Here is a 24260-nt window from a genome sequence, read left to right on the forward strand (position 1 = left end):
TGATTGTACTTGGGTGAAGAATTTTTGCACCAAAATACGCCAGTTCTGCGGCTTCCTCAAAAGTAAGCTCACGCACGGGGAAGGTACGCTTCACGATTCTTGGGTCGTTGTTGTGCATTCCGTCAATGTCAGTCCAGATTTGGATTTCTTCCGAACGAATTGCTCCACCAACCAATGAAGCAGTATAATCAGAACCACCACGCTTCAAGTTGTCAACTTCACCACGAGGATTACGGCAAATAAAACCTTGTGTGATGAAAATTTGCTTGTCTTCCAACTGCGAGAGCATCGCTGTGAGTTTTTCTTCTGTAAAGCTCAAAACAGGCTCGTTGTCGGCATCAATTAGCATGAAATCAAGGGCTGGCAAAAGAGCTGAGCTTACGCCTTCTTCTTGCAGATAAGCCTCAAACATTTGCGTTGAAAGTAATTCGCCTTCGGCAACGATTTCTTTTTCTTGTTTGAGCGTAAAAGGCTTAATACTTACCAGCGAGCGAATGAAATTAAATTCATTGTCGATGATAGTCTTGCCTTTTGTATATCCTTCTTCGGTTTTATATAATTCTTTGATAAATGATTGATAATGAGCATAAAGCGAGTCGATTTTTTCGTTTGCTTCGGCATCATTATTCGCTTTGAGAGACTCGCCAATAGAAATAAGTGAGTTGGTAGTGCCAGAAAGAGCCGACAAAACTACGATTTTACGACCGCCGTCTTCAGTGATAAGATTACGGATTGAGTGCATACGCTCGGGCTTACCTACTGAAGTCCCGCCAAATTTCCAAACTTGCATTTTTTTAATTTAATTTTGAATGAATGTTTTGAATGAGTGTGTTATTTAGCTTGTTGATTATCAGTAATTTTTTCTCAAAATATCTCGCCATTTTCCAGATTCAGCAATTTGTTTTATTACTAAATTTCTTTCTTGCAAAAAATTGGTTAAATAAGTAATAAGATTTATATAATCGACAATTCTATAAATAGCTAAGAGGCTGTTTATAAGCCCATTAACTTTCTGTGGACTTGTCGACTATTGACCGTGGACTACTTAACGCTCTAAAATGACTTTATTGACAATTTTCCCTAAAAATCCGAGTGGAGATTCAAACATAAAAACATCTTTCATGATGGTTATTTGATTCTCTTGAGAAAAATAATGCTCGTGTCTCAGAGATTTAAAAATGCCCTTTTGCATTTCATCTACAAAATAATTTGGCGACTGTGCTTCTGTAATTTTACTGGTCAGCTCCTGCCAAATACCAAAATGTTTTGCCCGCCAAGTTACACTTTCACCCAATTTCATTACACCTTTACTTATGCCACTCACAATATGCTCGCCTGTTTTTGCGGTTGAAAGTTGGTGTAAATCAACACTCAACGCCAAATCGTAACAGATTTGAATTGGGGCATTAATTTGAGTTTCAAGTGTGATTTTGGGCATTATTATAAACGTCTATTTATAAAATCATCAACTGATTTTTTTACTTTTTCCTTAACCTCTTCCCATGTTTCATTTTTTAAAGAAATTGGGTTTTCTTGCATTTCTGCATCTTCAAAATAATACATTGAATGAACTACAAAACCAATCTCTTCATTGCTATACTTTATTTTAAAGAACGATAACATTTCTTCAATAGAGTATAAATCAAGAAGATTTGCCAAATCATAAAAGTCTTTTTTAGCTCCCCGCTTAGATATTGCATTTAGTTTCATCGCAACTACATCTGGAATCGAAACAAAACGAACACCGTCAATCTCCTCTATTTCTCGCAAGTAAGGATATTGATGTAAAACAATATCTATCTTTAAATCTCCAATTACGCCAGCAAAAGACCTACTTGTTTTACGTAAAACCTCAAAATTGTCAAATTTTGCTTTTATCGCAGGAATAATACTATCACTTTCAAAATCTTCATTGCTAAAGATATCCAAATCTACCGATAACCTATGACCAAGTTTTAGAGATAGATTTGTTCCACCAACGAGTGCAAATTTTTCTAAAACAGGAAGTCTCATCAATTCTTTTAAAACTCCCAGTGTGTTGGGTTCGACTGTCTCCGTAAATAGCATTTGAATTCAGTGGGGTTTAATTGAAAATAACCACAAATAAAAGCAAAAACCTCTTTCCTAAAATAGGGTACTTGAACCATCATTTTTTTAATATTTTCAACCCCATAATATCGAATTAACTCTATTTGGTCGTTGAACTTTCCATAATTAAAAACTTTATCCACAACAAAGACATTGTTCTTCTCAAAATCAATTTCTTCAAAATTGACATCCCAAAAAGCTGTTTTCGATATGTTTGGTCTTATTTTTTGCATTTTCTTAGGCTAATCCTAACATTTTTATCGCCGTTATCGCCGCCTCATCGCCTTTATTGCCATGGATTCCACCCGCACGGTCGAGAGCTTGCTGTTGGTTATTTGGGGTTAAAACTCCAAAGATAACTGGCTTATTGTATTTCAACGAAACGTTGGTCAATCCCTGTGCTACTGCATGGTTGATATAATCATTGTGCTTGGTTTCACCTTGAATCACGCATCCGATGGCAATAACTGCATCAATATCGGCTTTTTGTGCGAAAACCTGCGAACCAAAACTTAGTTCATAACTCCCAGGTACATTGGCTCTTACGATATTTTCGGCTTTTACGCCATTTTCTATGAGGGTTTTATACGCACCTTCAAAAAGAGCTTCGGTTACTTCGGCATTCCATTCGGCAACGATGATTGCAAAACGTTTTTGACTTACATCTGGCAAACCAGCGGTACTGAACTCACTTAAATTTTTATTAGCTGACGACATAATTTTTCCGGGATAAATTAAAAAAAGGGATAAACCTACTTCGGCTTATCCCTTTGATTATATTTTTATTGCATAACCAAGTTCTTACTCGCCGACAGTGCCTTCGAGTTTGGATTTATATTTCTTGGCGTTACCAATTTCTGTTGATTCTGGGTATTTTTCGATAATTTGATTATATACACCTACTGCTTCTTTATTATTTTTTGCAGCTTCGTAGGCAGTAGCCAACTTCATCAAATATACTGGTGTGAATGTTTTGTTTGGTTGATAATCAGCTGCTTTCTTGTAGTAAGTAATAGCATCTTCAACGCTTTTCTTTTCCATGTAAGCATCCCCAATCAAAGCATACGCTCTTGCTTGTACGAGTAGGTCGTTTGAGCTAAAACCTTTCAATTGCTCAATACCATCATCATATTTGCCTTGTTTTACTAAAGCTACACCTGCATAGAATTTTGCTAAATTTCCAGCTTTTGATGCACCGTAGTTATCGGCAATGGCCAATAAACCTTCGTTACCACCTGTACCATTCAATGCTTGTTTCAATGAATCGGCCTCAAAGGCATAAACGGCGTTAAACATAGCTGCCTGTGCCTCTTCGTCTTGAGATTTTGTGTAATAGTTATATCCAACTACTCCTAATACAACTGCTAAAATACCACCACCAATGATAGTTAGTAATTTTTGGTTGTTTTTCAAGAAACCTTCTGCTTTGTTGAATTCTTGTTGTAAAGCTTCTGGACTTTCGATGATTTCAAGACCTGATTTTTCTTTTTTTGCCATTGTTTGATAGTGCGACTACCGCTTTAATTTATCGGATTTACCTGACTAACTAATTGATAATCAAGTTTAAATTTCAAAAAATAATATTTTTACTTAACTCTAAGGTTTTTCGGAGTGCAAAGTTATGAAATTGATTTTGAACTTCTATAAATACTTTGATAAAAATTATGCCAAATTGATGATTTAAGTTGAAATAATGTAAAATAACAAGGATTCTTTCCTTTAACTTTTTGCAAAAAATTATTAAACTTAAATAAAAAACATATAAAACCCTACAAAGGAATTCTTAATTCATCTTGTTTTTACTAACTTGCAATAGTTTAGTCATCAATAAACCTATTTTTCTACATTCTATTTATGAAACACATTCTACGATGTTGGGCTGTGGTGTTTTCTGTTTTTCTATTTCAGGAAGCCCTAGCCCAAGACAAATTAATCAGCGGAACGGTTACTTCTTCGGAAGATGGCTCGGCTCTACCAGGTGTCAGTATTGCAGTGAAGGGTACCGGCAAGGGTACAACGACCAATGCTGAAGGAAAATACAGTATATCTGCTCCCAAGGGTGCTACTTTAGTTTTTAGCTTTTTAGGGTTTGAAACACAGAGTTTATCCCTTGCAAATGCCACCACCTTTGATATTGTACTTGTTTCGGCGGCGTTCGAATTCGATGAAGTAGTGACGACCGCACAAGGTATCAATCAACGACAAGGACAGCTCGGATATTCGGTGCAAACAGTAAAAGGTGATGATGTAGCTGATACGCAACGCCCAAACTTTATGACCTCGCTTCAGGGAAGAGCCGCAGGTTTGAATATGACAAGTACCAGTGGAATACCTGGCTCTTCTGTTCAAATTCAATTACGTGGTGTAACTTCAATTGGGGGTAGCAATAGCCCACTTATTGTAGTTGATGGTTTACCATCCGATAACCGTACTTTTTCACAAGGTGCTTTGGTAAGTGATGGCCCTAATCGTGGAAATGACTACATGAATCGTGCGGGAGAAATAAATCCGCAAGATATTGAGAGTATCACGATATTGAAAGGGCCAGAAGCAGCCGCACTCTATGGACAAGATGGAGCTTCGGGGGCTATTATTATTACAACAAAAAAAGCAAAAAAAGGACGCCCAAGAGTTGATTACAGCAACTCATTTGGTTTTGCTCAGGTGTATCGTACGCTCGAAACCCAAAGAATATATGGTAGAGGGTTTAATGGCTCTGCATCTGGAACAGCTCAGAGTTTTTTTGGTGCTAAATATGGCTCAGAAACTACACTTTATGATAATCTCAATAACTTTTATCAGACTGGAAAAACTCAAATTCACAATTTGGGGGTACAGGGCGGAACTGATGCCGTGAGGTATCGTTTTTCGACAACTTACACCGACCAAGGTGGAGTTGTACCAACCACTCGCTATGATAGACTTTCGATGATGCTAAAAGGCGATGCCGATATTAGCCCGAAGTTAGATATGTCAACTTCATTTCAATTCCTAAAATCGACAAACGTAAAACCGATTCGTGGTGGTAGTGGTTTTTACACAGGCTTGTTACAATGGCCTGCCAACGATGATATTACGAATTATCAAAATGCAGATGGTACTCGTCGTAGATTACTGGCCGATGCAACAGAATTAGACAACCCCTTGTTTAATCTCAATCGAAATGTCAATCAAGACCGTACCACTCGTACTATCGGGCGTTTTGAGTTGAATTATAAACCAACTAAATGGTTGAAGTTTACAGGTCGTTTTGGTCCAGAGTTTTATAGTACTTTAGGTAATTTATTCATCCATCCAGAATCTAATCTTGGCTTGACAGGAAAAGGAACAATAGATAATTATGCCGAAAATAGCCAGATAATAACTGCCAACTTATTGGGTTCTGTAAATAAGACATTTGGAAAATTTTCATTATCGGCACAAGCTGGGGGAGATGTATTTGATAGTCGTTATGAGGTAAATGCCATTTTTGGTCAAAATTTATACTTGTCCGACTTTAATAGTATCAACAATACCGACCCTCTTACTCAGAGAAGTAAACTTACGCTTACTCGACTACGTCGTTTGGGAACATTTGCTCAGATGACTTGGGGGTACAATGATATGGTCTATGTGACAGTTACGGGCCGTAGAGACTGGTCTTCGACGCTTCCAAAAGCAAACAATACTTATTTTTACCCTTCAATCAATGGCTCTTTTGAATTTGCCAAATTAGCTGTTTTTAAAGATATTCAGTGGCTGACTTACGGAAAAATTCGTGCATCTTATGCGGAAGTGGGCAAAGATGCACCGCCGTACAGAGTATTATCAAGCCTTACACCACAGACAACAACTGGTGGAGGTTTTGCTTATGGTGTTTTTGGTGGAAACGAAGGCTTGACTCCTGAGCGAGGAAAGAGTTTTGAAGTTGGTGCCGAATTGAAATTTATCCAAAATCGTTTGGGAGTGAATGTTTCTTATTACCAGCAAAATCGTTTCGCACAAATTGTTTCGCAACGCCTAAGTTATGGAACTGGTTTTATTCTGGGCTTGCTTAATGGCGGTAACTTTTACAATTCTGGCGTAGAGGTAGAGTTTTATGTAAATCCAATCAAAAAGGCTGACTTTGATTGGAACGTACAGGCAAACTTTACAAAACTCAAAACAACGGTCGACAATCTTCCTGCCGATGTTCCTGAATACTACAACTCGGATACTTGGTTATTTGGAAATGCTCGTGCCAGTGCTTTTGTCGGTAATTTGGAGAACTACTTCCGTAACATGAATCTTGACTATAACCAAAGAGGTGCGGGAAGTGCCATGGCAATTGGTGGATATAGCTATTTGAGAAACCCGAAAGGTGATATTTTGATTAACCCGACTTCTGGTTTGCCGATTATCAACCAAAACTTTTTACCAATCGGCGATAGAACACCCGATTTCACCATTGGTTTGACGAACCGTTTACGTTATAAAAACATTAACCTATCCTTCTTGTTGGATATTCGCAAAGGCGGAGATGTGTTCAACGGAAATGCACAGTTTCTATACACACGAGGCTTGAGTACAAAAGTTTTAGACCGAGAAACTCCAGTTATCTTCAAGGGTGTTTTACGTGATGGTCTTGAGAACTCAGAAAACCCAACGGTTAATACCATTCAGATTTCACCATTATATCGTTCTGATTTCTTTTCTGCGTTACCTGAATCAGAGTTTGTAGAAAAAGACATCAACTGGCTCAGAATGCGTGATATAACTTTATCATATAATCTTCCAGACAAAATGATGAAGCCTTTGAAAGTTTTCCGTTCGGCGGGTGTTTTCGTTACAGGAACTGACCTTTTCTTATTGACAAACTACACTGGTGCCGACCCAAATATAAATGGTACAACTGCCACTTCGGGTGGTGCAGGTGCGGGTGGTTTCGATTACGGAACAATCGGGATGCCTCGTAATATTACCTTGGGCATCAAACTCGGATTTTAATTAAAATATTTCGGAAGATTCTGAAAAAAACGCTTTAAATAAATGAAAAAGATAAAAATAATAGCCCTACTTTTTGCCTCTTTATGGCTGAGTAGTTGCGAGGAATACCTTGATATAAACCAAGACCCAAGTAATCCACAGGTTGCAGAAGGCCATGTATTATTACCGCCACTAATAGCCTCAATGGCTCGTGGAGAAGCCTTTGATTCTCGATTCATCGGTCAATATATTCAGAATTGGCACTCATCCGCTGGTGGTAATGTATGGGACAGACACGGATATGCCTCAGGTAGTGATGCAGGTGGTGAAAAATGGAGACAACATTATTTTGCCTTGGGTCAGAATATTATTTTGACAATCAAAGATGGGCAAGAAAAAGGCAAGTGGGATTATTCGGGCGTAGCAAAGGCAATTCAAGCATGGAGCTGGCAAACAACTACCGACTATCACGGGGAAATGATTTTAAAGCAAATGTTTGAGCCAAATCGCTACGTATTTGACTTTGATAAGCAAGAAGACGTATATGCTGAAGTTGTACGTGTATGCAACGATGCACTAACTGATTTGGCTCGTACTGATGGTATTGTTTCAACTACTTCGCTGGCTCGTGGTGATTTGGTTTATAAGGGCGACCGCAGTAAGTGGGTAAAATTTGTATATGGAATCTTAGCTCGTAATGCCCACCATTTGAGTAATAAGAGTGGATATAACCCCGATAAAGTGATAGAGTTTGTAGATAAATCTTTGGCGAGCAATGCTGATAACTTTGAAGTACCACATACAGGAACTGGAACTGCTGATGCAAACTTTTTTGGACCATCTCGAAACAATATGGGTAGTTATCGCCAAAGTGCATATATTGTATCATTGTTGAATGGCACAGTATTTAAAGATGTAAGAGACCCACGATTGCCGTTGATGATTTCTCCTTCGGTTGATGGAACTTACCGTGGGGTAAATACTACTTTTGGTGACCCTAACTCTGCCAATGTTAATACTCGTATTCCTACGCTTTGGAATACAGTTCCAGGAGCAGCCACTACTGCTCTAAATGGAAAGTATATCTTTACTGACAAGGCAACGCACCCTTTGATGACTTATTTTGAATTACAGTTTATCAAAGCCGAAGCATTGCTTATCAAAGGCGACAGAGCTAAAGCGTTGGAAGCATACCGAAACGGTATTACTGCACACATGGCATACATGAACGTAGCTGCCAGAGAACAAACAGACTATTTGGCCAGTAGTGCGGTTGTGAAAGTAGCCGCTGACTTGAAACTTAGCGATATCATGGTACAAAAATATATTGCGATGTGGGGACACGGATGCCTTGAAACTTGGGTTGATATGCGTCGCTACAATTACAGTAGCGAAATCTTTACGGGATTTGTTTTACCAATAGCTACTCAATTATCAGCTGATAATAACGGAAAGCCCGCCCAAAGAGTTAGACCAAGGTTTAATTCTGAATATGTCTGGAACAGAAACTCTTTGGATGCAATCGGAGGAAATAATTTCGATTATCACACTTACGAATTATGGTTTACTAAAAAATAATCATCAACTCTCTTTTTCATGTTGTGTGTGTATAAAAAAACGTGAAAAGAGATTTAAAAATAATAAAATGAAAAAATATTTTTTATTAATTTCCATTTCAACTATCCTCTTATTAGGTAGTTGTGGAGAAGAAAGTAGTTTTCTAACTGAGATATTACCGGCCGAAGGTGCAAGAGTGAAGTTTCTTCATGCCGCCCCCGATGCTCCTGGTGTAGCGATTTTTGTTAATGATAAAAAAGTTTCGGGTACTCTCACCGTTGCTCCTACCACTCCTGGAACAATTGCATACGGTGGTATATTTCCGGCAAATGATTATGCAGTATTGCCTGCTGGCTCGGCAAAAGTAAAAGTTACTACTCCAACCGTTGGCGATGCTACCTTGCTATCGGGTGATGTAAATCTTGAAGCAGGCAAATATTATACAGTTATTGCAACTGGCCTTGCTCCAACTTACACACCTTATGTTGTGCAAGATAATCTTCCAGAAATTTCGGGTAATAAGGTATTTTTTCGAGTAATAAATTTGATTCCAAACTCAGCTGATTTAGAAGTAGATATTGCGGGGTCTATTGCGGCAACAGGAATAAAGGTAAGCCAAGGCGGAGATAAATTTATTGCTTATGATATACCCAATTTTACTAATACTGCTGTCACAGTTCCCGTAAAAATCAAAATCAACGGAACTGCTACTACAACAACCGCTGGTACTGTAACTGCAAGTTTATTCACCCCTACTACAAATACTGTAACCTACTCGGGCGTAACCCCTGGAAGAGTTTACACAATAGTTGCAAGGGGCGTTTTATCAACCCAAGCATTAGATGCTGCTGGCCGACCAGTTGTTACGGCAACCCGATTTGCTCCAACGGTTAGTTCTTACATCAATCGTTAAGAATAGTGAAAACCCAAAAGCGGTCTTGATTTTAATCAAGACCGCTTTTTAGTTAAACATCTACCCTATTTCAAAAATAAGGATAATGATCAAACGCTATTGAGATCAACAAATTAGCACTTTTTTATGATTTTATTTAACTTTATTTATTTTTTTAAAATTTTCGAGTCAAAATTTCAAATTTTATAAGAAAAACGTATTGTCGATTGTTACGAAAAACTACATTTGCACACTTTTTTACTAATTTATTATTACTCAGATGAGCCACAGTCACAAAAACCTTGATAAGGTTACGGCCGCAGGATTGCTAATTACGCTTGGAATTATTTTCGGCGACATCGGTACTTCTCCACTCTACGTAATGCAGGCCATTATTGGCAAAGAAAAAATTGACGATGAGATTGTTTTTGGTTCTCTATCACTTATTTTCTGGACGCTTACACTACAAACCACACTTAAATACGTCATTCTGATTTTAAGGGCTGATAATAACGGTGAAGGTGGAATTTTTGCACTCTATGCTCTTGTCAGACGCCACGCCAAATGGCTTACAATTCCAGCAATTATTGGCGGTAGTACTTTACTGGCCGATGGTATCATTACTCCACCAGTATCTGTTTCATCTGCCATTGAGGGTTTGCAGCTTGTTTATCCCGATATTCAGACAATTCCGATTATCATTACCATCATTACCGTTCTTTTTTTGGTACAGGCTTTCGGAACAAACTTGGTTGGAAAGGCGTTTGGGCCTGTCATGTTTATTTGGTTTTCGATGCTGGCTATTCTGGGCCTTCGCCAAATTATAAAAGAACCGGCTATCTTCTCGGCACTTAACCCATATCATGCTTATCGCCTGTTGTTTTTCCATCAAGATGGATTCTGGTTATTGGGGTCCGTATTTTTGTGCACAACGGGAGCAGAGGCACTCTACTCAGATTTAGGACATTGTGGTCGTGGAAATATACGAATTAGCTGGATTTTTGTAAAAATATGCTTACTCCTCAACTATTTCGGGCAAGGCGTTTGGGCAATTTCTATGCACGGACAATACCTCGATGGCCGTAAACCATTCTATCAATTAATGCCCGATTGGTTTTTATTGATTGGTATCGGTATTGCTACGATGGCTACAATCATCGCCAGCCAAGCTTTGATTACAGGTTCGTATACACTTATTTCGGAAGCAATTCGCCTTACTTTTTGGCCGAAAGTTCGTTTGAAATACCCCTCTGACCACAAAGGTCAACTTTATATTCGTAGTATCAACTGGTTGCTATGGGCGGGTTGCGTAGGCGTAGTATTATACTTTGAAGAGTCGGCCAACATGGAAGCGGCTTATGGCTTGGCAATTACCTTAACGATGTTGATGACAACAATTTTAGCAGCCTATTATCTTTACACACATCGTTTCAGCAAGATTTGGATAGTAGCCTTTTTAGTTGTTTATGTATTAATAGAGGGGGCATTTTTAACAGCGAATATGCTCAAATTCACTCACGGTGGGTGGGTCTCGGTACTAATTGCATCAGTAATTGCATTGATTATGATTATTTGGTATCGCTCAAATATCATTAAAAACCGCCTAACGGAGTTTGTAAAATTAGAAAAGTATATTGATGGCTTGAAAGAATTAAGCAAAGATGAAACAATTCAAAAATACTCTACGCATTTGGTTTATATGAGTAACGCTCACCGTGTTTCAGAAATCGAATCAAAGGTAATGTATTCAATTTTTGAAAAACGCCCAAAACGTGCCGATATCTATTGGTTTATCCACGTAGATATTACCGATGAGCCTTACACAATGAAATATAAGGTAAATATCATCGAACCCGATGACGTGATTAAAGTAACTTTCAAGCTGGGTTTTAGGGTTGAACAAAAAATTAATCTATATTTCAGAAAAGTTATTGAAGAAATGGTGAAACGTAAAGAGGTTGACATTAGAAGCCGATACGAGTCGCTGAGTAAACAAAATGTTACTGGCGATTTCCGTTTTGTGGTTTTGGAAAGATATTTATCGAATGAAAACAACCTTCCTTTCTGGGAACGTATAACGATGGAAGCCTACTTCTTCATCAAAGGTTTTACGAACTCAGAAGACAAATGGTTCGGGCTTGATACAAGCAATGTTAAGGTCGAAAAAGTACCATTGATTCTTCGTCCGATTGATAATATTACTTTGGAAAGAGAGGATTAAAAAAAAAGAGAGATTGTTTGAAGCAGTCTCTCTTTTTTGTATTTTTGATAAACAACACTACTTTCATAACACTTTTTAGATACTAAATTTCACAATGAAGCTTTCTTTTATATTCTGCTTTGTTTTCTTTACATCTCTAACAGCTTTTGCTAAAAATGATACTTTGTACTTCTCCAAAGGCAATATTTATTGCAAAAAAGTTGATGCAATAGGTTTTCGCAACTTTTTTTTGAAGGATTCTATACACATCCAAGTTCGAGATTATTGGATGAACAAAAAGTTAAAAGCAGTAGGTTACACTAAAACCTTTCCTCAAAATTTTTCTTACAAAAAAGAAGGCCTTTATCATGAATATTATGAAAATGGTGTTCTTAAGGAAAAGTCCACCTATGTAGATGATGAATTATCAGGGCTACAAAAACTATATTTCCGAAATGGAAAACTATTTAAAAGCATTTTTCATGAAAATATAAAGGATGAAAACAAATCAACCCTTCCGCCATTTACAAAAGAAGTTTGGGACAGTCTCGGTAATCAATTAGTAAAAGATGGGTTCGGGAGCTCGAAAGAGTTTAATAATGAACTTGATGCATTAGAAGAAGGGGTATATAGAAACGGATTAAGAGATTCGGTTTGGACGGGTTGTTATACAAATGGCAAACTTTGTTACCGAGAAAATTATAGTGAGGGGAAATTTATTAAGGGAATATCTAATGATACTTTCGGTGAAACTTATAATTACGAACAAATTTCTGAAGCTGCGGAATTTAAGGGAGGGCTTCGAGAGCTATATAAATTTATCGGTACAAATCTAAAATTTCCAATCGATGCTATCAAAGCAAGGGTTTCGGGTAAAGTCTTCGTAAAGTTTGTGGTTGAAAAAGATGGTAGTATTGAGGATATTTACGTATTGGATAGCGTGCACCCTTCCCTTGATAAAGAAGCAATAAGCGTGATAAAGAAAACAAGTAAAAAATGGACTCCCGGTAAACAAAGAGGAATGTTGGTTAGAGTTTTTTATACTATGCCAATAAGTTTTATTATCGAATAGAATTGGTTTCCAAACATTCCTTCAATTTCACTTCAAAAACCAACCAATCTAAATCATAATTTGCAATGAGTTCGATGCGGCTATCTCGACGGTAGGCGATATATTGCACCGAAAACTCTCGGTCAACGGCATTTATTAGTACCCAATCTTTGCCCGTTCGGAAAACGCCTTTGGCTCTATTAACGCCTTGAAGTGTACTGAAAAACTGACGCAACTTAGGCAAACTAAAAACCTCTTCGGGAGAGAAAATCCAACCACAGCTATACATTCCCAGTCCTTTACTTAGTTTCTTGATGGGTTTTCCGATTTCAGAAATTTCGAGCGTTTCTTCTGCGTGATGGTGATGATGCTCATGCGAATGTGCTTGTGGGAATTCGGCCTTTCGACCTGCAAATGGCTCAATATCAAGCCAATCTACATTTATTTCACCATTAGAAACTGATTCTACCAAAAGTTTGGGTGGAAATAGAGATTTTGCCCAAAGTTTAAACTTTTCGGCTAACTCCTCTCCTACCAAATCAGCTTTGTTAGCCACCAACACATCGGCCAAATTGATTTGGTCTTGGAATGTTTCGTGCGAATGCACATTTGCATCAGCCCAACGACGTGGGTCAACTAAACAAATTGTTGCTCTGATTTCGAGAATATCTTTTAAATATTTGCTTTGCAGTAAATCCAAGATACTGGCAGGATGCCCCATGCCCGTCGGTTCAATCAAGATTCGGTCGGGCTTTTGGTTACGTAAAATTGAGGTAAGCGTTACTTGCATAGGCACATTGGCCGTACAGCAAATACAGCCGCCTGCTACTTCTTTTATTATTAATCCGTCTTGTTCGTCAATGGCTGTGTGGTCAATCGAAACAGCCCCAAATTCATTGATAATAATTGCCCAACGCTCGTTGGTAGGTTTATTAGAGAGAATATGTTTGATGGCAGTAGTTTTACCCACACCCAAAAAGCCTGTAATGATATTTACTGGTATTTTCATAAAGAGAAGGTTCTTTGTCGATATAAAATCAAAAGAAAGGCTTCGCTTTATGCGAAGCCTTTCTTAGAAATAACACCTTTTATGCAAAAAAGTTTACTTAGCTGGAGTAATAACAATATTTCGGTATTCGATTGGACCGTGGTCGCCTTGGAAGAAAATTGGTCCAGCTTCACCCTCGTTGCTATCTAAAGCACCGCCTGTGATTCCTGGAATTTCGTTTTTGTAGATGATTGTTTTACCGTTCAAAACAACCGTCACGACTCTCCCTACCAACGTAATATCGAAACTTTGCCATTCGCCTGCTGCTTTTGCTGGCATTTCGAGCGGAGCGATAAAACCATAAATAGCTCCCAATTGGTCTTTTAACGGCTCACGACCTTTGCTATCAGTTACTTGCACTTCGTAGCGTCCTCTTAGGTAAACTCCGCTATTACTCTCTTCTGGGTACTTAAACTCAACGTGTAATTTAAAATCTTTGAAAGTTTTAACCGTACGAAGATTAGCCCCCGATTTTGGACTTTTCAGAATACCATTTTCTACAATCCATTGATTTTCTCCACTTACAACTTGCCAACCATCAAGATTTTTGCCATTGAAAAGTTTAATTGGCGTACCCCAAACAGGTGTTGTGGTACTGTTTAGCTTGGGAGCTCTCACTCCTTCCCAATTTAAAACCTCCCCACTTGGCGTGTTCATTGTACCAGTCAGTTTATCATTTTTCAAAACTGCCTCTACTACTAAATCTTTTTCAGCTCTATCCCATTGTGGCGGAATCGAAAACGACATTTTATCATCCACAAAGTTGATGCGTGAAATCGGTCTAGCACTTCCTCCGTCTCCCACAAAATGACCATTTAAGTATTTTACACCCGAATGATTTACTTCTAACCAAGATGGCACTTTTTTATCGCCTTTGGTAATAGTAATGTCCCAACGGCCTTCGATGCTCTTGATTGGAGCCAATTGTGCCATGAGAGAGTTGCTGATAAGGATTGCTCCTAAAAACTTTACAAAGTTTTGCTTCATGTTTGTTTTTGGTTGAATAGAAAACTTGGTTAAAATTGATATGCTGTGTGAAGTTGGAAACTTCACACTATAAATGTTGTCGAGTTTGAAACTCGACAACAGCTACCAGTCGCAGCTACAAACTTACTTCTTCGTTTCTTCAAAACCCATTTCTTCGTACCATTCTTCAAATTCAGATGGCGAAGCGGTTGGTTTCGGACTCATTGCTCGGCGTGAACGACGTTCCGATGCTTTGATTTCAAGGTCTTTTTCTACTTTATCGCCATTGAGTTCGATGATAACTTTATATTTTGCTGGACGGAAATAAATTTTCTTATCGTCGGCAAGCTCCAACTTGATTTCTTTGTCTTCTTTTTTCTTTACCTCATTCAAATACTTTTCGTATTCGCCTTTAGCCGCTACATCAATCGCTTGGTCGAAGTTTACGTTATTTAAACCCGCTTCGGCCTCATCCGAAATGTTTTTTACAACTAATCCTTTATCCGTCTGAATCTTGATTGTTGCTTTTCCTGCTGCTTTTGCATAGTAAGTGATATTATACTTACGTTCTTCTGGCTCGGCATATTTATCAAACATTCTACCCCACGAAGCATTGTAATTGATTGCTGGTAAATCATATACGTGAATATTTTTAGCTAAAACCTCGCTACTCAATGCTTGTAAAGGCTTCACATCAGCAATGTAAATTGAGCGTCCGTGAGTACCAACGACCAATTCGTTTTCTCTTGGGTGAATCACCAAATCGTGGATTGATACACTTGGCATTCCGTCGCCATTGCCACGCATAAATGTTTTGCCTTTATCCATCGAAATATATAAACCGTTGTCGGTTCCGACATAAATGATATTGGCATTTTTCGGGTCTTCTTTTACTACGTTGATTGGTTCGGCTGGTAAATCTGCACCGATTGCTTGCCAATTTTGACCGTAATCAGTCGAAACAAACAAATATGGTTTGAAATGGTCAGCACGATAAGCGTTTAGTGAAGCATAAACCGTTCCTTCTGCATGAGCCGAAACCGAAATTCCACTTACCCAAAGATTTGGTTTATCCATGATTTTGGTGAAAGTATAACCGCCATCTTTCGTGACATAAATCAAACCATCGTCTGAACCTGTGTAAATCAATCCAAATCTGCTTGGTGATTCTTCGATGGTTGTAAGCGTTCCGAAAGGTACATCGCCTTCTTTGCGGCCACGAGTCAAATCTCCCGAGAGGGTTTTGAAAGTATCGCCTTTATCGAAACTTCTATGAAATTTATTTGAACCAAAATAGATAATATCTTGATTATGGCGAGAAATCGTAAGTGGAGATTCCCAGTTGAAACGGAAAGGTGCTTCGCCTAATTCACGTGGAACTTCCAATCTTTTACGTTCGTTGGTTGCTTTATTGATTCTGAAATAGTTTCCAAACTGAAACCCTGCGTAAACCGTGTTATTATCTCGGTAATCTACTTGTACTTGCATGCCATCGCCACCAAGTAAGAATTTATAACCATCACCATTATCGAAAATACCATAGTTATAATCGAACGAATTGGTTGATGAACCATACCAAACGCCATTATCTTGCAAGCCACCATAGACATTATAAGGCTTGGCCATATCGACCGAAACGTGGTAAAGCTGCCCAACAGGAATTGAGTTTGCCTTGAACCAAGTTTTGCCATCATCGTAAGTAATGTTGATTCCGCCATCATTTCCGTTGATATAATGTTTCGGATTTTTCGGGTCGAACCACAAAGCGTGGTGGTCGGAGTGTACGTTTTCTCTTTCGATGCTTTTGAAGCTTTTACCGCCATCTTCCGAACGCACGATTGGCACACCCACAATCACGATTTTCTTATCATCGGTTGGGTCAACCCAAATTTGTCCGAAATAATAGCCATAAGTAAAGTAAATATTATCTAAATAGTCAGCGTGGGTGCGTTTCCAAGTTGCACCAGCATCTTCACTTCGGTAAACCTCCGCTCCCGTTACTTGCGTGTCGAATAAATCGTTATTGCCATTGTAAGTGTATTCGTAAATATCTTGTACCTTGATTTTATCGGCTTTTAAGTCTTCTTTGAAAGCCTTTGCCGTGAATTTTTCAGGAAAACCTTGTCCATCTAAATATTCATTGATAGTTGCATCACTCAAAGCCAAAAACTCATCTTTGGTGATGGTTTTCATTCTTTTTGTGGTCAGACGGCTGGCATCTTCTTTTTCTTCTTTCTTTGGTCTATTAGCCTGATTATCAATGATTGCGTAAACGATATTCGGATTTTTTGGGTAAACTGCCAAACCAATACGGCCATTGCCCGCACCTGTTGGGAAGCCACTGCCCTCGCCCGAAATCAATTTCCAAGTTTCGCCCGCATCGGTACTTTTATAAATGCCCGACTCTTTTCCACCTTCTACAAAATTCCAAGCTGTACGCTCTTTGTACCACATCGTAGCGTAAAGTGTATTGGCATTGTTTGGGTCGAGTCTTACGTCTATTGCTCCAGTGTTTTCGTTGATGTAAAGCGTTTGTTTCCAAGTTTTACCGCCATCGGTGGTTTTGTACATGCCACGCTCTTTGTTTGGTGAATACAAATGTCCCAAAACCGCTACCCAAGCAATATTTGGGTCGGTTGGGTGCAAAGCGATTCGTCCAACGTGGTGAGACTCTGGCAAGCCCAAATACTCCCAAGTTTTGCCATTATTAGTTGATTTGTACATTCCCACGCCCGAATACGACGAGCGACTTGAGTTATTTTCGCCCGTACCAATCCAAATCGTACGAGTTTTCCAATCAACGGCAATATCGCCGATAGTCATAACTGCCTCATTATCAAAGATTGGAGAGAATGATTGACCATTATTGACCGTGTACCAAAGTCCACCCGAAGCGTAGGCGGCATAAAACTCAGTTGGGTTTTCGGGATTTGCGTCAATATCTACAATACGGCCACTCATAACGGTAGGGCCAACATTTCTGAATTTCAGATTTTTGACGAGCGATGCTTCTTGCAATTTTTTGCGTTGTTCGTAGCCCGCCATTCGCTCAGTGGCTGATGTTGGAGAAATGACATCGGCGGTGACTACTGGAGCTGTTTCGACTGCAACTTTCTTCTTTTTCTGCGAAAACCCAGCAAAGCAAGTAATTGATAATAAAGTGATTAGGGTTAGTTGTTTTTTCATATTGTTTGTTTATGTTGATGAGCAAAGATAAATCTTAAATTGGTTCAAAAATATTCATGGTTGCATAAAGCGGATAAATTTTCACTTTTTCTATTTGAGAAAAATTTTCCAACGAAAGTCTAATACCAAAATCAATGTTTTTTTCTTTTAAAAACAAAAATAAGCTTTGCATTGACCCCTTTTTGCCTGCTTTTACTTCTAATGGAATGATTTTTTCATTTTTTTGAATCACATAATCAACCTCTGCTTGACTGTTTCTCGATTCTCTTTGCCAATAAAAAAGGTCGTTTTTTTCATAGCAAGAACTACTTTTTAATATTTCTAAGCCTACAAAAAGTTCGGCAATATACCCTTTGTTTATTACATCAAAGTCATCTTCGATGAGTAAATTTGCAATATTTAAACCCAAAATTCTTTGAAAAATACCCATATCAAAAATTAAAAACTTTCGTTGTTTGGGGTTAATTTCGGCACCAAGTGGTATGCCATTACTTGCCGAATGAGTGATTGGATAAATCAAGCCGGCCATTTGCAAAAGTTCGAGTGCTTCTTTTATTTGGACATTATTTAAAGTAGAATTTGGATATGAATAGCTAAATTTATTACCTGTTTGCTGCACAACAGCATTAAAAACCTCTCTGATTCGTTGGGTTGAAACCCTATTTTTGTATTTTGCAAAATCTGCTTCGATTGATTGCGTCAAATCATCTAAAACCCTTTGCACATCGAGCATATTACCCGTTTCGATGTATGTGTTTACTGCTTCTGGCATTCCGCCTATCACCAAAAATTTTTTGAAATATCTTTTTAGTTTTTCATGAAAAATATCTGAAAAACCTTTTTCTGGTGTGGCTTTTTTTAGAGCATCCAACAAGTTTTTTTCTTTATTTGCCAATAAAAACTCCTCAAAAGAGAAAGGATATACATACATTGACCGAACCCTGCCAACGCCGAAAGAAGGTATTTCGGCTAAGGTAAACTCTAATAATGAACCAGCAGCAATTACATGCAAGTCTGGCATTTTTTCATAGAAATATCTTAATGAAGAAATTGCGGGAATACAAGCTTGTATTTCATCAAAAAAAAGTAAAGTTTTCCCAGCCACAATCGGAGTATTGGTGGCAACGGATAGTTGTTCGCATATTTCGGTTGGATTGAGTCCATTTTCAAAAACTTTCTTGAAGAAAGGGTTTTCATCAAAATTTATTTCTACAAAAAACTCAAATTCAGTAGCTAAATTCTTTACCGCAGAAGATTTTCCAACTTGCCTTGCTCCTCTGAGCAAAAGTGGTTTCCTTTGGCTTGATTCTCTCCAAATCTTTAATTCTTGGTCTATTTTTCTTGCTAAATACATATAATCAATAAAAATACAAATCAAAAATATGTATAAAAACAAAAAAATACAAATCAATATTTAAAAATAAACTACAAAAAAACACATCAATTTTTCTTTTGCAAATGATTTGATATAAGTTTTTACAGATAAAACTCTATATAAAATTAGAGCTTTTATGGTATTCTTATGTTTGAAGTGTTTTACTATTCTTATTCTTCCGAAAGATAGGCTTTTAACCATTCTACAAAAACTGTTATGTTTGGTTTAAATTCTTTTAGAGCGATATCCCAATTAATCATATTTGTGTTTGGATTATAAAAACTCTCCACCTCATCATGGTCAATTATATATATACTTTCATCATCTTTTAGATTAATAAAAAACATATTCCCTCCATAATCATAACCAATAGGAAAGAAGTTTCGAGGAAGAGTCTCCTTTAGATTTAACCAACGACACCTTATTATTAGATTATACAGTAAATCTTTGACATCATAAATTAAGAATTGGTTTCCATATTCATTTGTTTTTAACTCCACTGGATAATTCAGTAATATATTTTTATATGCAATCGGGAACTTCAAATTTAAATTTTCCTCTAAACTTTGAATATCATATTCTTCCATATCGTATTTTTCCAACATTTAAGGGAATAAGATTTAACTTTGATATATCAAAACCCAGCCGCATGACCATCTTTTCGAGATTCTGATGCTCCGAAATATACTTTTCGCACAGGGTCATAGCGAATCGCTTGATAACCACCATATTGGCCGAGCGTATAACCAACTTTATGTCCTTTTTGCATCAAGCCTCTGATTGTTTCGTAGGGTATCCCCGACTCCATCGTTATCATGCCTACACCTTCCATCGGCTCGCCCGTTGGCTCTGACGAACCATCGTGGTTGAGTCTCGGAGCATCGCCTGCTTCTTGCAGATTCATTCCAAAGTCAACCACATCCATAATTATCTGCACGTGTCCCATCGGTTGGAAAGCTCCGCCCATTACACCAAAACTCATGAATGGCTTGCCATCTTTGGTTACAAATGCAGGAATAATTGTCTGAAACGGACGTTTGTGCGGAGCATAGGTATTGTTTTCGCCTTCCTTCAAATTATACAATTCGCCACGGTCTTGGAAAATAAACCCTAAACCATCAGGCATCATTCCCGAACCAAAACCACGATAATTACTCTGAATCAACGAAACCATATTTCCGTCTTTGTCGGCTACGGTCAAATAAATTGTATCGCCTTCACGCAAGGCTGGGTTTCCTGCATCGTAGTGAGTGGCGGCTTTATTTGGGTCGATAAGCTTGCGTCTTTCGGCCGCATATTCTTTCGAGATTAATGATTTTACTGGAATTTTAGCAAATTCGGGGTCGGCATAGAATTTTGCACGGTCTTCAAAAACCAATTTCTTGGCTTCGGTGAAAAGGTGTACGTGTTCGGTGCTTCCGTAAGGAATTTTTGAGAAATCGTATCCTTCCAAAATATTGAGCATTTGCAAAGCAGCAATTCCTTGTCCGTTGGGTGGCAATTCCCACACATCATAGCCACGATAATTGGTAGAAACTGGTTCAATCCAAGTTGAAGTATGGTCGGCAAGGTCTTTTGCACTCAAAAATCCGCCGTTTTTCTTCATAAAAGCATCAATCGTTTGGGCAATTTCTCCTTTATAAAAAGCATCACGACCGCCTTTAGCGATTTTCTCCAACGTATTTGCCAAATTTGGATTTTTGAAAACATCTCCTCTCTTTGGCACTTCTCCATTTGGATAATAATGCTCTTTGATGTTTGGAAACTTGCCGTATAAGCGTGGAACATTCTGTAAGCTCATCGCCAACTCGTCATGCACTGGAAAACCATTTCGGCCATAGCTAATGGCGTGCGACAATATTTTTTCCATTGATAACTTGCCAAATTTTTTGTGTAGCTCAAACCAACCATCCACACAGCCTGGTACGCTGATTGGCAAAGGCCCAAGTGCGGGAATATGCGTCAAACCTCTTTTCTTAAATTCTTCGAGAGTCAAAGAGTACGGTGAGCGACCTGAGCCGTTGAGTCCATATAATTTTTGAGTTTTAGCATCCCAAACAATAGCAAAAATATCGCCTCCGATGCCATTTACGTGGGGTTCGACCATTCCTTCCATGGCGTTGGCGGCAATTGCAGCATCAACGGCACTTCCGCCCGCACGAAGAATCTCGATGGCAGCCTGTGTAGAAAGTGGGTGCGATGTACAGACCATGCCATTTTGAGCCATAACTTCGGAGCGGCCCGCCCATGTTTTACCGTACATTCGGTCTTGGGCGAAACTGGAAATCGAAAATGTAAGAATTGAAATGAAGGTTAGGTGTTTTTTCATGTAGTTTGTTAATTTTTTCATAAATATAATTTTTTTAGCTACCGCTTCCAACCAAATTCTAAAAACCAGAATCATTATTGCTGAAAAGGGTAATTTACTCAGACAGAAACACTTTGTTTCGTCGTGGGAGAAGAAATGAGAATGGATCCTTTTTCTTCTCCCCGACAAGCTGAGTTTTTTAGTTAGCAGTCCGCTGGCCACGGACAACAGTTTTTCTAATTATCAAATCTACATCTATAACAAAAATGAAAAAGCTAAGTTTTCTTTTAGTTTTCGCCGCCTTATTTACGTTTTCTTGTACAAAAGAAGATGTAGTTGCAAATGAAGCGAGTTCTTCTTTAGCTGGCGAATGGCGTTGGGTTTCATCAACTGGCGGAATTGCAGGTACAACCACCACTCCTACTTCGGCTGGATATGAACTAAAGCTTGTTCTTACTTCCGACTTCAAATTCTCTCGCTATAAAAGTGCGGTTTTAGAAAAGTCAGGGACTTATCAAATCACCCAAGCAAAATCAATTTACAAAGCAGAACCCGTTGATTTCATAAAGTTTAGCGATGGTACATCTCTGGCAATTATGAGCCAAACAGCCAATGAGCTTTCACTCGCCGATAATAATTACGATGGATTTAGCGAAGTTTATCAACGAATTAAAAAATGAATTTTAAAATGAAAATTGTAGTAAATACACTTATAATCTGCACTTTACTTTTGGGTGCTTGCTCGAAGGAAATTGTAGAAGCTGATTCTATGACAGTTAATGCTTTGAGACAGTCCGAATTGCTCGGACAATGGAAATTTAAGAGTTATGCCGATGGTAAAACTCCCGCTTATGATGTCACGCTCGAAATCAAAGACGAAGAAGGTAAATACACTTTCAATGGGCGTTCGTCGGTAAATTTTTATTTTATATCGCCCGTAATCGACGAAAGTAAGAAGACTATTTCAGTTGAAGGTGTGGGAAGTACCAAAATTGCTGGTACAGAAGAGGCAAATCAGTTTGAAATGACCTACTACGAAAACCTCCGAAATATTGAGCGTTATGAGCTAAAAGATAAAAATACGCTCATTTTCCATATTTCAAAGCCAAAAAAAGAGGCGATGTATTTTGAAAGAAAGTAATTTAGTCCACTGTCAATAGACGATGGTCGATAGTGGTTTTTCTTAAAAACTATTGACTATGGTCAGTGGACTATCGACTAAAAAACAATCCAAACAAATGAAAAATTTTAAAACACTAACACTCGCTGGAGCATTATTTCTGATGGCTGCCAGCTGTAAAGACGAGGCTGATTCTGTGCAACCCAACCAATTATTAAAAGCCGTTCCTGCTACTTTTGCTGACCAAACCAGCGAGTTTGCATTCGATTTTCTGAAAAAGCATAATGATGTAGAAAAGGTCGATAAAAACTATTTTGTTTCACCGTTGAGTTTGCACATTGCCCTTGGAATGTTGGCCAACGGAGCTGATGGCAAAACAAAAGAAGAACTCACAAAGGGTTTACGGGTATCGTCTGATTTGACAACTACCAACGCTATTTATAAAGATTTAATTGAAAATCTACCAAATTCTGACCCAAAAGTGACCAACACAATTGCCAATTCGGTTTGGTACAGAAATACGTTTTCGGTAGAAAAATCTTTCTTAGATATCTTGAAAGCATCTTTCAATGCCCAAACTTATGCCGAAGACTTCAACAATACAGCAACCGTTGGTAAAATCAATACTTGGGCGAGCGATAACACAAACGGAAAAATCAAGAAAGTAATTGAGCAAATTGAACCTGCTCACGTAATGTTTTTGATGAATGCTCTTTATTTCAAAGGCGACTGGAAGATTCCGTTTAAGACCGAAAACACGCAAGATGCCGATTTTACTGGTATAAATGCTAAAAAAACGGTAAAGATGATGAACATGACTGAAAAAGTAAAATACGCCAGTCGCCCCGACTATCAGGCTATCGAGTTGGCTTATGGTAGCGGAAATTATGTTATGACAATTTTATTACCTAATGAAAAAAGTAATGTTGGTAGTGTAATAAATTCATTATCGGCAAATGAATGGAAAAACTTAAATAAGGCACTTGCTGAACAAAAAGTAATCGTTGGCTTACCAAAATTCACGCTTGAATACGAAACTAATCTCAATAAAGTTTTGGGCAATATGGGAATGCCAACGATGTTTAGTGATGCGGCAGATTTATCAAAAATTTCTCCGCCTGCCGGTAAACTCAAAGTTGGATTTGTGAAGCAAAATACTTTTGTAGCTGTTGACGAAAAAGGCACAGAAGCAGCCGCAGTTACGACTATCGGAATTGAACTTACTTCTGCTCCAATTTTGCCCGATTTTATCTGTAATCGACCGTTTGCTTTCTTTATCAGCGAAAAACAATCAAATACGATTCTTTTTGCGGGTAAAATTGTGAATTTGTAAAAAATACCCCGGAGGCATAATTACACGAATTAACACAAAATTTTCTGTGAAAATCTTAAAATCCATGCCTCCGTGGTAAGAAAAAAATTAAAACTATGAAGAAACTATTACAATTTTTGGCGTTTGCTTACATAGCAATTGCCAACTCAGCCTGTACCGATAATTGCGAAACTACTCGCACCTATCGCACGA

At 38.2% G+C, this 24260-nt stretch carries 19 protein-coding genes and 1 pseudogene; 8 read left to right on the forward strand and 12 right to left on the reverse strand.

Annotated elements, in window-relative coordinates:
- The 6 genes and pseudogenes from ACOVO2_RS13700 to ACOVO2_RS13725 all read right to left on the reverse strand — a co-directional run.
- Positions 1–790, reverse strand: a pseudogene (locus ACOVO2_RS13700) (aspartate kinase); the annotation flags it as partial.
- Positions 791–1045: 255 nt separating this feature from the next.
- Positions 1046–1438 (reverse strand): SRPBCC family protein, encoded by a 393-nt coding sequence (locus ACOVO2_RS13705; protein WP_421770523.1) that lies wholly within the window; start codon positions 1436–1438, stop codon positions 1046–1048.
- Positions 1439–1440: 2 nt separating this feature from the next.
- Positions 1441–2013: a nucleotidyl transferase AbiEii/AbiGii toxin family protein gene (locus ACOVO2_RS13710; protein ID WP_421770524.1), complete on the reverse strand. Its 573-nt coding sequence runs from the start codon at positions 2011–2013 to the stop codon at positions 1441–1443.
- A gap of 8 nt (positions 2014–2021) precedes the next feature.
- On the reverse strand, positions 2022–2321 hold the full coding sequence (locus ACOVO2_RS13715) for a DUF6922 domain-containing protein (RefSeq protein WP_421770525.1): 300 nt from the start codon (positions 2319–2321) through the stop codon (positions 2022–2024).
- A gap of 4 nt (positions 2322–2325) precedes the next feature.
- Positions 2326–2805, reverse strand: coding sequence for a 6,7-dimethyl-8-ribityllumazine synthase (ribH, locus tag ACOVO2_RS13720; RefSeq protein WP_421770526.1), 480 nt, complete (start codon positions 2803–2805; stop codon positions 2326–2328).
- 84 nt (positions 2806–2889) lie between these two features.
- On the reverse strand, positions 2890–3585 hold the full coding sequence (locus ACOVO2_RS13725; protein ID WP_421770527.1) for a tetratricopeptide repeat protein: 696 nt from the start codon (positions 3583–3585) through the stop codon (positions 2890–2892).
- Positions 3586–3942: 357 nt separating this feature from the next.
- Between ACOVO2_RS13725 and ACOVO2_RS13730 the strand changes: the two genes are divergently transcribed.
- From ACOVO2_RS13730 to ACOVO2_RS13750, 5 genes are all read left to right on the forward strand, one after another.
- The gene (locus ACOVO2_RS13730; RefSeq protein WP_421770528.1) at positions 3943–7053 is read left to right on the forward strand and encodes a SusC/RagA family TonB-linked outer membrane protein; all 3111 of its coding nucleotides are present in this window, start codon (positions 3943–3945) and stop codon (positions 7051–7053) included.
- A 42-nt stretch (positions 7054–7095) separates the two neighbouring features.
- On the forward strand, positions 7096–8610 hold the full coding sequence (locus tag ACOVO2_RS13735; protein ID WP_421770529.1) for a SusD/RagB family nutrient-binding outer membrane lipoprotein: 1515 nt from the start codon (positions 7096–7098) through the stop codon (positions 8608–8610).
- Positions 8611–8677: 67 nt separating this feature from the next.
- A complete protein-coding gene (locus ACOVO2_RS13740) occupies positions 8678–9502 on the forward strand; it encodes a DUF4397 domain-containing protein (protein ID WP_421770530.1) in 825 nt (274 codons plus the stop codon).
- 259 nt (positions 9503–9761) lie between these two features.
- Positions 9762–11702: a KUP/HAK/KT family potassium transporter gene (locus tag ACOVO2_RS13745; RefSeq protein WP_421770531.1), complete on the forward strand. Its 1941-nt coding sequence runs from the start codon at positions 9762–9764 to the stop codon at positions 11700–11702.
- Between the two features lie 94 nt (positions 11703–11796).
- Positions 11797–12753 carry a TonB family protein gene (locus ACOVO2_RS13750; RefSeq protein WP_421770532.1) on the forward strand — a complete coding sequence of 319 codons (957 nt, stop codon included), beginning with the start codon at positions 11797–11799 and terminating at the stop codon, positions 12751–12753.
- On the opposite strand, the gene ACOVO2_RS13755 is transcribed toward ACOVO2_RS13750, so the two are convergent.
- The 6 genes from ACOVO2_RS13755 to ggt all read right to left on the reverse strand — a co-directional run bounded on the left by ACOVO2_RS13755 (position 12743) and on the right by ggt (position 21636).
- Positions 12743–13741, reverse strand: a complete 999-nt coding sequence (locus ACOVO2_RS13755) for a CobW family GTP-binding protein (RefSeq protein WP_421770533.1) — start codon at positions 13739–13741, stop codon at positions 12743–12745. The genes ACOVO2_RS13750 and ACOVO2_RS13755 overlap by 11 nt on opposite strands.
- Before the next feature lie 93 nt (positions 13742–13834).
- The gene (locus ACOVO2_RS13760; protein ID WP_421770534.1) at positions 13835–14767 is read right to left on the reverse strand and encodes a 3-keto-disaccharide hydrolase; all 933 of its coding nucleotides are present in this window, start codon (positions 14765–14767) and stop codon (positions 13835–13837) included.
- Positions 14768–14890: 123 nt separating this feature from the next.
- Positions 14891–17932, reverse strand: a complete 3042-nt coding sequence (locus tag ACOVO2_RS13765) for a WD40/YVTN/BNR-like repeat-containing protein (RefSeq protein ID WP_421770535.1) — start codon at positions 17930–17932, stop codon at positions 14891–14893.
- A gap of 34 nt (positions 17933–17966) precedes the next feature.
- Positions 17967–19286, reverse strand: coding sequence for an ATP-binding protein (locus tag ACOVO2_RS13770; RefSeq protein WP_421770536.1), 1320 nt, complete (start codon positions 19284–19286; stop codon positions 17967–17969).
- A gap of 191 nt (positions 19287–19477) precedes the next feature.
- Positions 19478–19912: an SMI1/KNR4 family protein gene (locus tag ACOVO2_RS13775; protein WP_421770537.1), complete on the reverse strand. Its 435-nt coding sequence runs from the start codon at positions 19910–19912 to the stop codon at positions 19478–19480.
- Positions 19913–19941: 29 nt separating this feature from the next.
- The gene (gene ggt, locus ACOVO2_RS13780) at positions 19942–21636 is read right to left on the reverse strand and encodes a gamma-glutamyltransferase (RefSeq protein ID WP_421770549.1); all 1695 of its coding nucleotides are present in this window, start codon (positions 21634–21636) and stop codon (positions 19942–19944) included.
- A gap of 245 nt (positions 21637–21881) precedes the next feature.
- Between ggt and ACOVO2_RS13785 the strand changes: the two genes are divergently transcribed.
- From ACOVO2_RS13785 to ACOVO2_RS13795, 3 genes are all read left to right on the forward strand, one after another.
- Positions 21882–22295, forward strand: coding sequence for a hypothetical protein (locus tag ACOVO2_RS13785; RefSeq protein ID WP_421770538.1), 414 nt, complete (start codon positions 21882–21884; stop codon positions 22293–22295).
- Positions 22296–22303: 8 nt separating this feature from the next.
- On the forward strand, positions 22304–22756 hold the full coding sequence (locus ACOVO2_RS13790; RefSeq protein ID WP_421770539.1) for an META domain-containing protein: 453 nt from the start codon (positions 22304–22306) through the stop codon (positions 22754–22756).
- 97 nt (positions 22757–22853) lie between these two features.
- Positions 22854–24068, forward strand: coding sequence for a serpin family protein (locus tag ACOVO2_RS13795; RefSeq protein ID WP_421770540.1), 1215 nt, complete (start codon positions 22854–22856; stop codon positions 24066–24068).
- The last annotated feature ends 192 nt before the right edge of the window (positions 24069–24260 follow it).

It is taken from the genome of Emticicia sp. (genome assembly GCF_049241225.1).
In the GTDB taxonomy this organism is placed as follows: Bacteria; Bacteroidota; Bacteroidia; order Cytophagales; family Spirosomataceae; genus Emticicia.

What these genes read in the sequence shown, in the direction of transcription:
- ACOVO2_RS13715 (WP_421770525.1), bottom strand. Translation starts at nt 2,321, where the DNA reads ATGCAAAAAATAAGACCAAACATATCGAAAACAGCTTTTTGGGATGTC.
- ACOVO2_RS13745 (WP_421770531.1), top strand. Translation starts at nt 9,762, where the DNA reads ATGAGCCACAGTCACAAAAACCTTGATAAGGTTACGGCCGCAGGATTG.
- ACOVO2_RS13760 (WP_421770534.1), bottom strand. Translation starts at nt 14,767, where the DNA reads ATGAAGCAAAACTTTGTAAAGTTTTTAGGAGCAATCCTTATCAGCAAC.
- ACOVO2_RS13710 (WP_421770524.1), bottom strand. Translation starts at nt 2,013, where the DNA reads ATGAGACTTCCTGTTTTAGAAAAATTTGCACTCGTTGGTGGAACAAAT.
- ACOVO2_RS13735 (WP_421770529.1), top strand. Translation starts at nt 7,096, where the DNA reads ATGAAAAAGATAAAAATAATAGCCCTACTTTTTGCCTCTTTATGGCTG.
- ggt (WP_421770549.1), bottom strand. Translation starts at nt 21,636, where the DNA reads ATGAAAAAACACCTAACCTTCATTTCAATTCTTACATTTTCGATTTCC.
- ACOVO2_RS13765 (WP_421770535.1), bottom strand. Translation starts at nt 17,932, where the DNA reads ATGAAAAAACAACTAACCCTAATCACTTTATTATCAATTACTTGCTTT.
- ACOVO2_RS13755 (WP_421770533.1), bottom strand. Translation starts at nt 13,741, where the DNA reads ATGAAAATACCAGTAAATATCATTACAGGCTTTTTGGGTGTGGGTAAA.
- ACOVO2_RS13770 (WP_421770536.1), bottom strand. Translation starts at nt 19,286, where the DNA reads ATGTATTTAGCAAGAAAAATAGACCAAGAATTAAAGATTTGGAGAGAA.
- ACOVO2_RS13730 (WP_421770528.1), top strand. Translation starts at nt 3,943, where the DNA reads ATGAAACACATTCTACGATGTTGGGCTGTGGTGTTTTCTGTTTTTCTA.
- ACOVO2_RS13785 (WP_421770538.1), top strand. Translation starts at nt 21,882, where the DNA reads ATGAAAAAGCTAAGTTTTCTTTTAGTTTTCGCCGCCTTATTTACGTTT.
- ACOVO2_RS13725 (WP_421770527.1), bottom strand. Translation starts at nt 3,585, where the DNA reads ATGGCAAAAAAAGAAAAATCAGGTCTTGAAATCATCGAAAGTCCAGAA.
- ACOVO2_RS13775 (WP_421770537.1), bottom strand. Translation starts at nt 19,912, where the DNA reads ATGTTGGAAAAATACGATATGGAAGAATATGATATTCAAAGTTTAGAG.
- ribH (WP_421770526.1), bottom strand. Translation starts at nt 2,805, where the DNA reads ATGTCGTCAGCTAATAAAAATTTAAGTGAGTTCAGTACCGCTGGTTTG.
- ACOVO2_RS13795 (WP_421770540.1), top strand. Translation starts at nt 22,854, where the DNA reads ATGAAAAATTTTAAAACACTAACACTCGCTGGAGCATTATTTCTGATG.
- ACOVO2_RS13750 (WP_421770532.1), top strand. Translation starts at nt 11,797, where the DNA reads ATGAAGCTTTCTTTTATATTCTGCTTTGTTTTCTTTACATCTCTAACA.
- ACOVO2_RS13790 (WP_421770539.1), top strand. Translation starts at nt 22,304, where the DNA reads ATGAAAATTGTAGTAAATACACTTATAATCTGCACTTTACTTTTGGGT.
- ACOVO2_RS13705 (WP_421770523.1), bottom strand. Translation starts at nt 1,438, where the DNA reads ATGCCCAAAATCACACTTGAAACTCAAATTAATGCCCCAATTCAAATC.
- ACOVO2_RS13740 (WP_421770530.1), top strand. Translation starts at nt 8,678, where the DNA reads ATGAAAAAATATTTTTTATTAATTTCCATTTCAACTATCCTCTTATTA.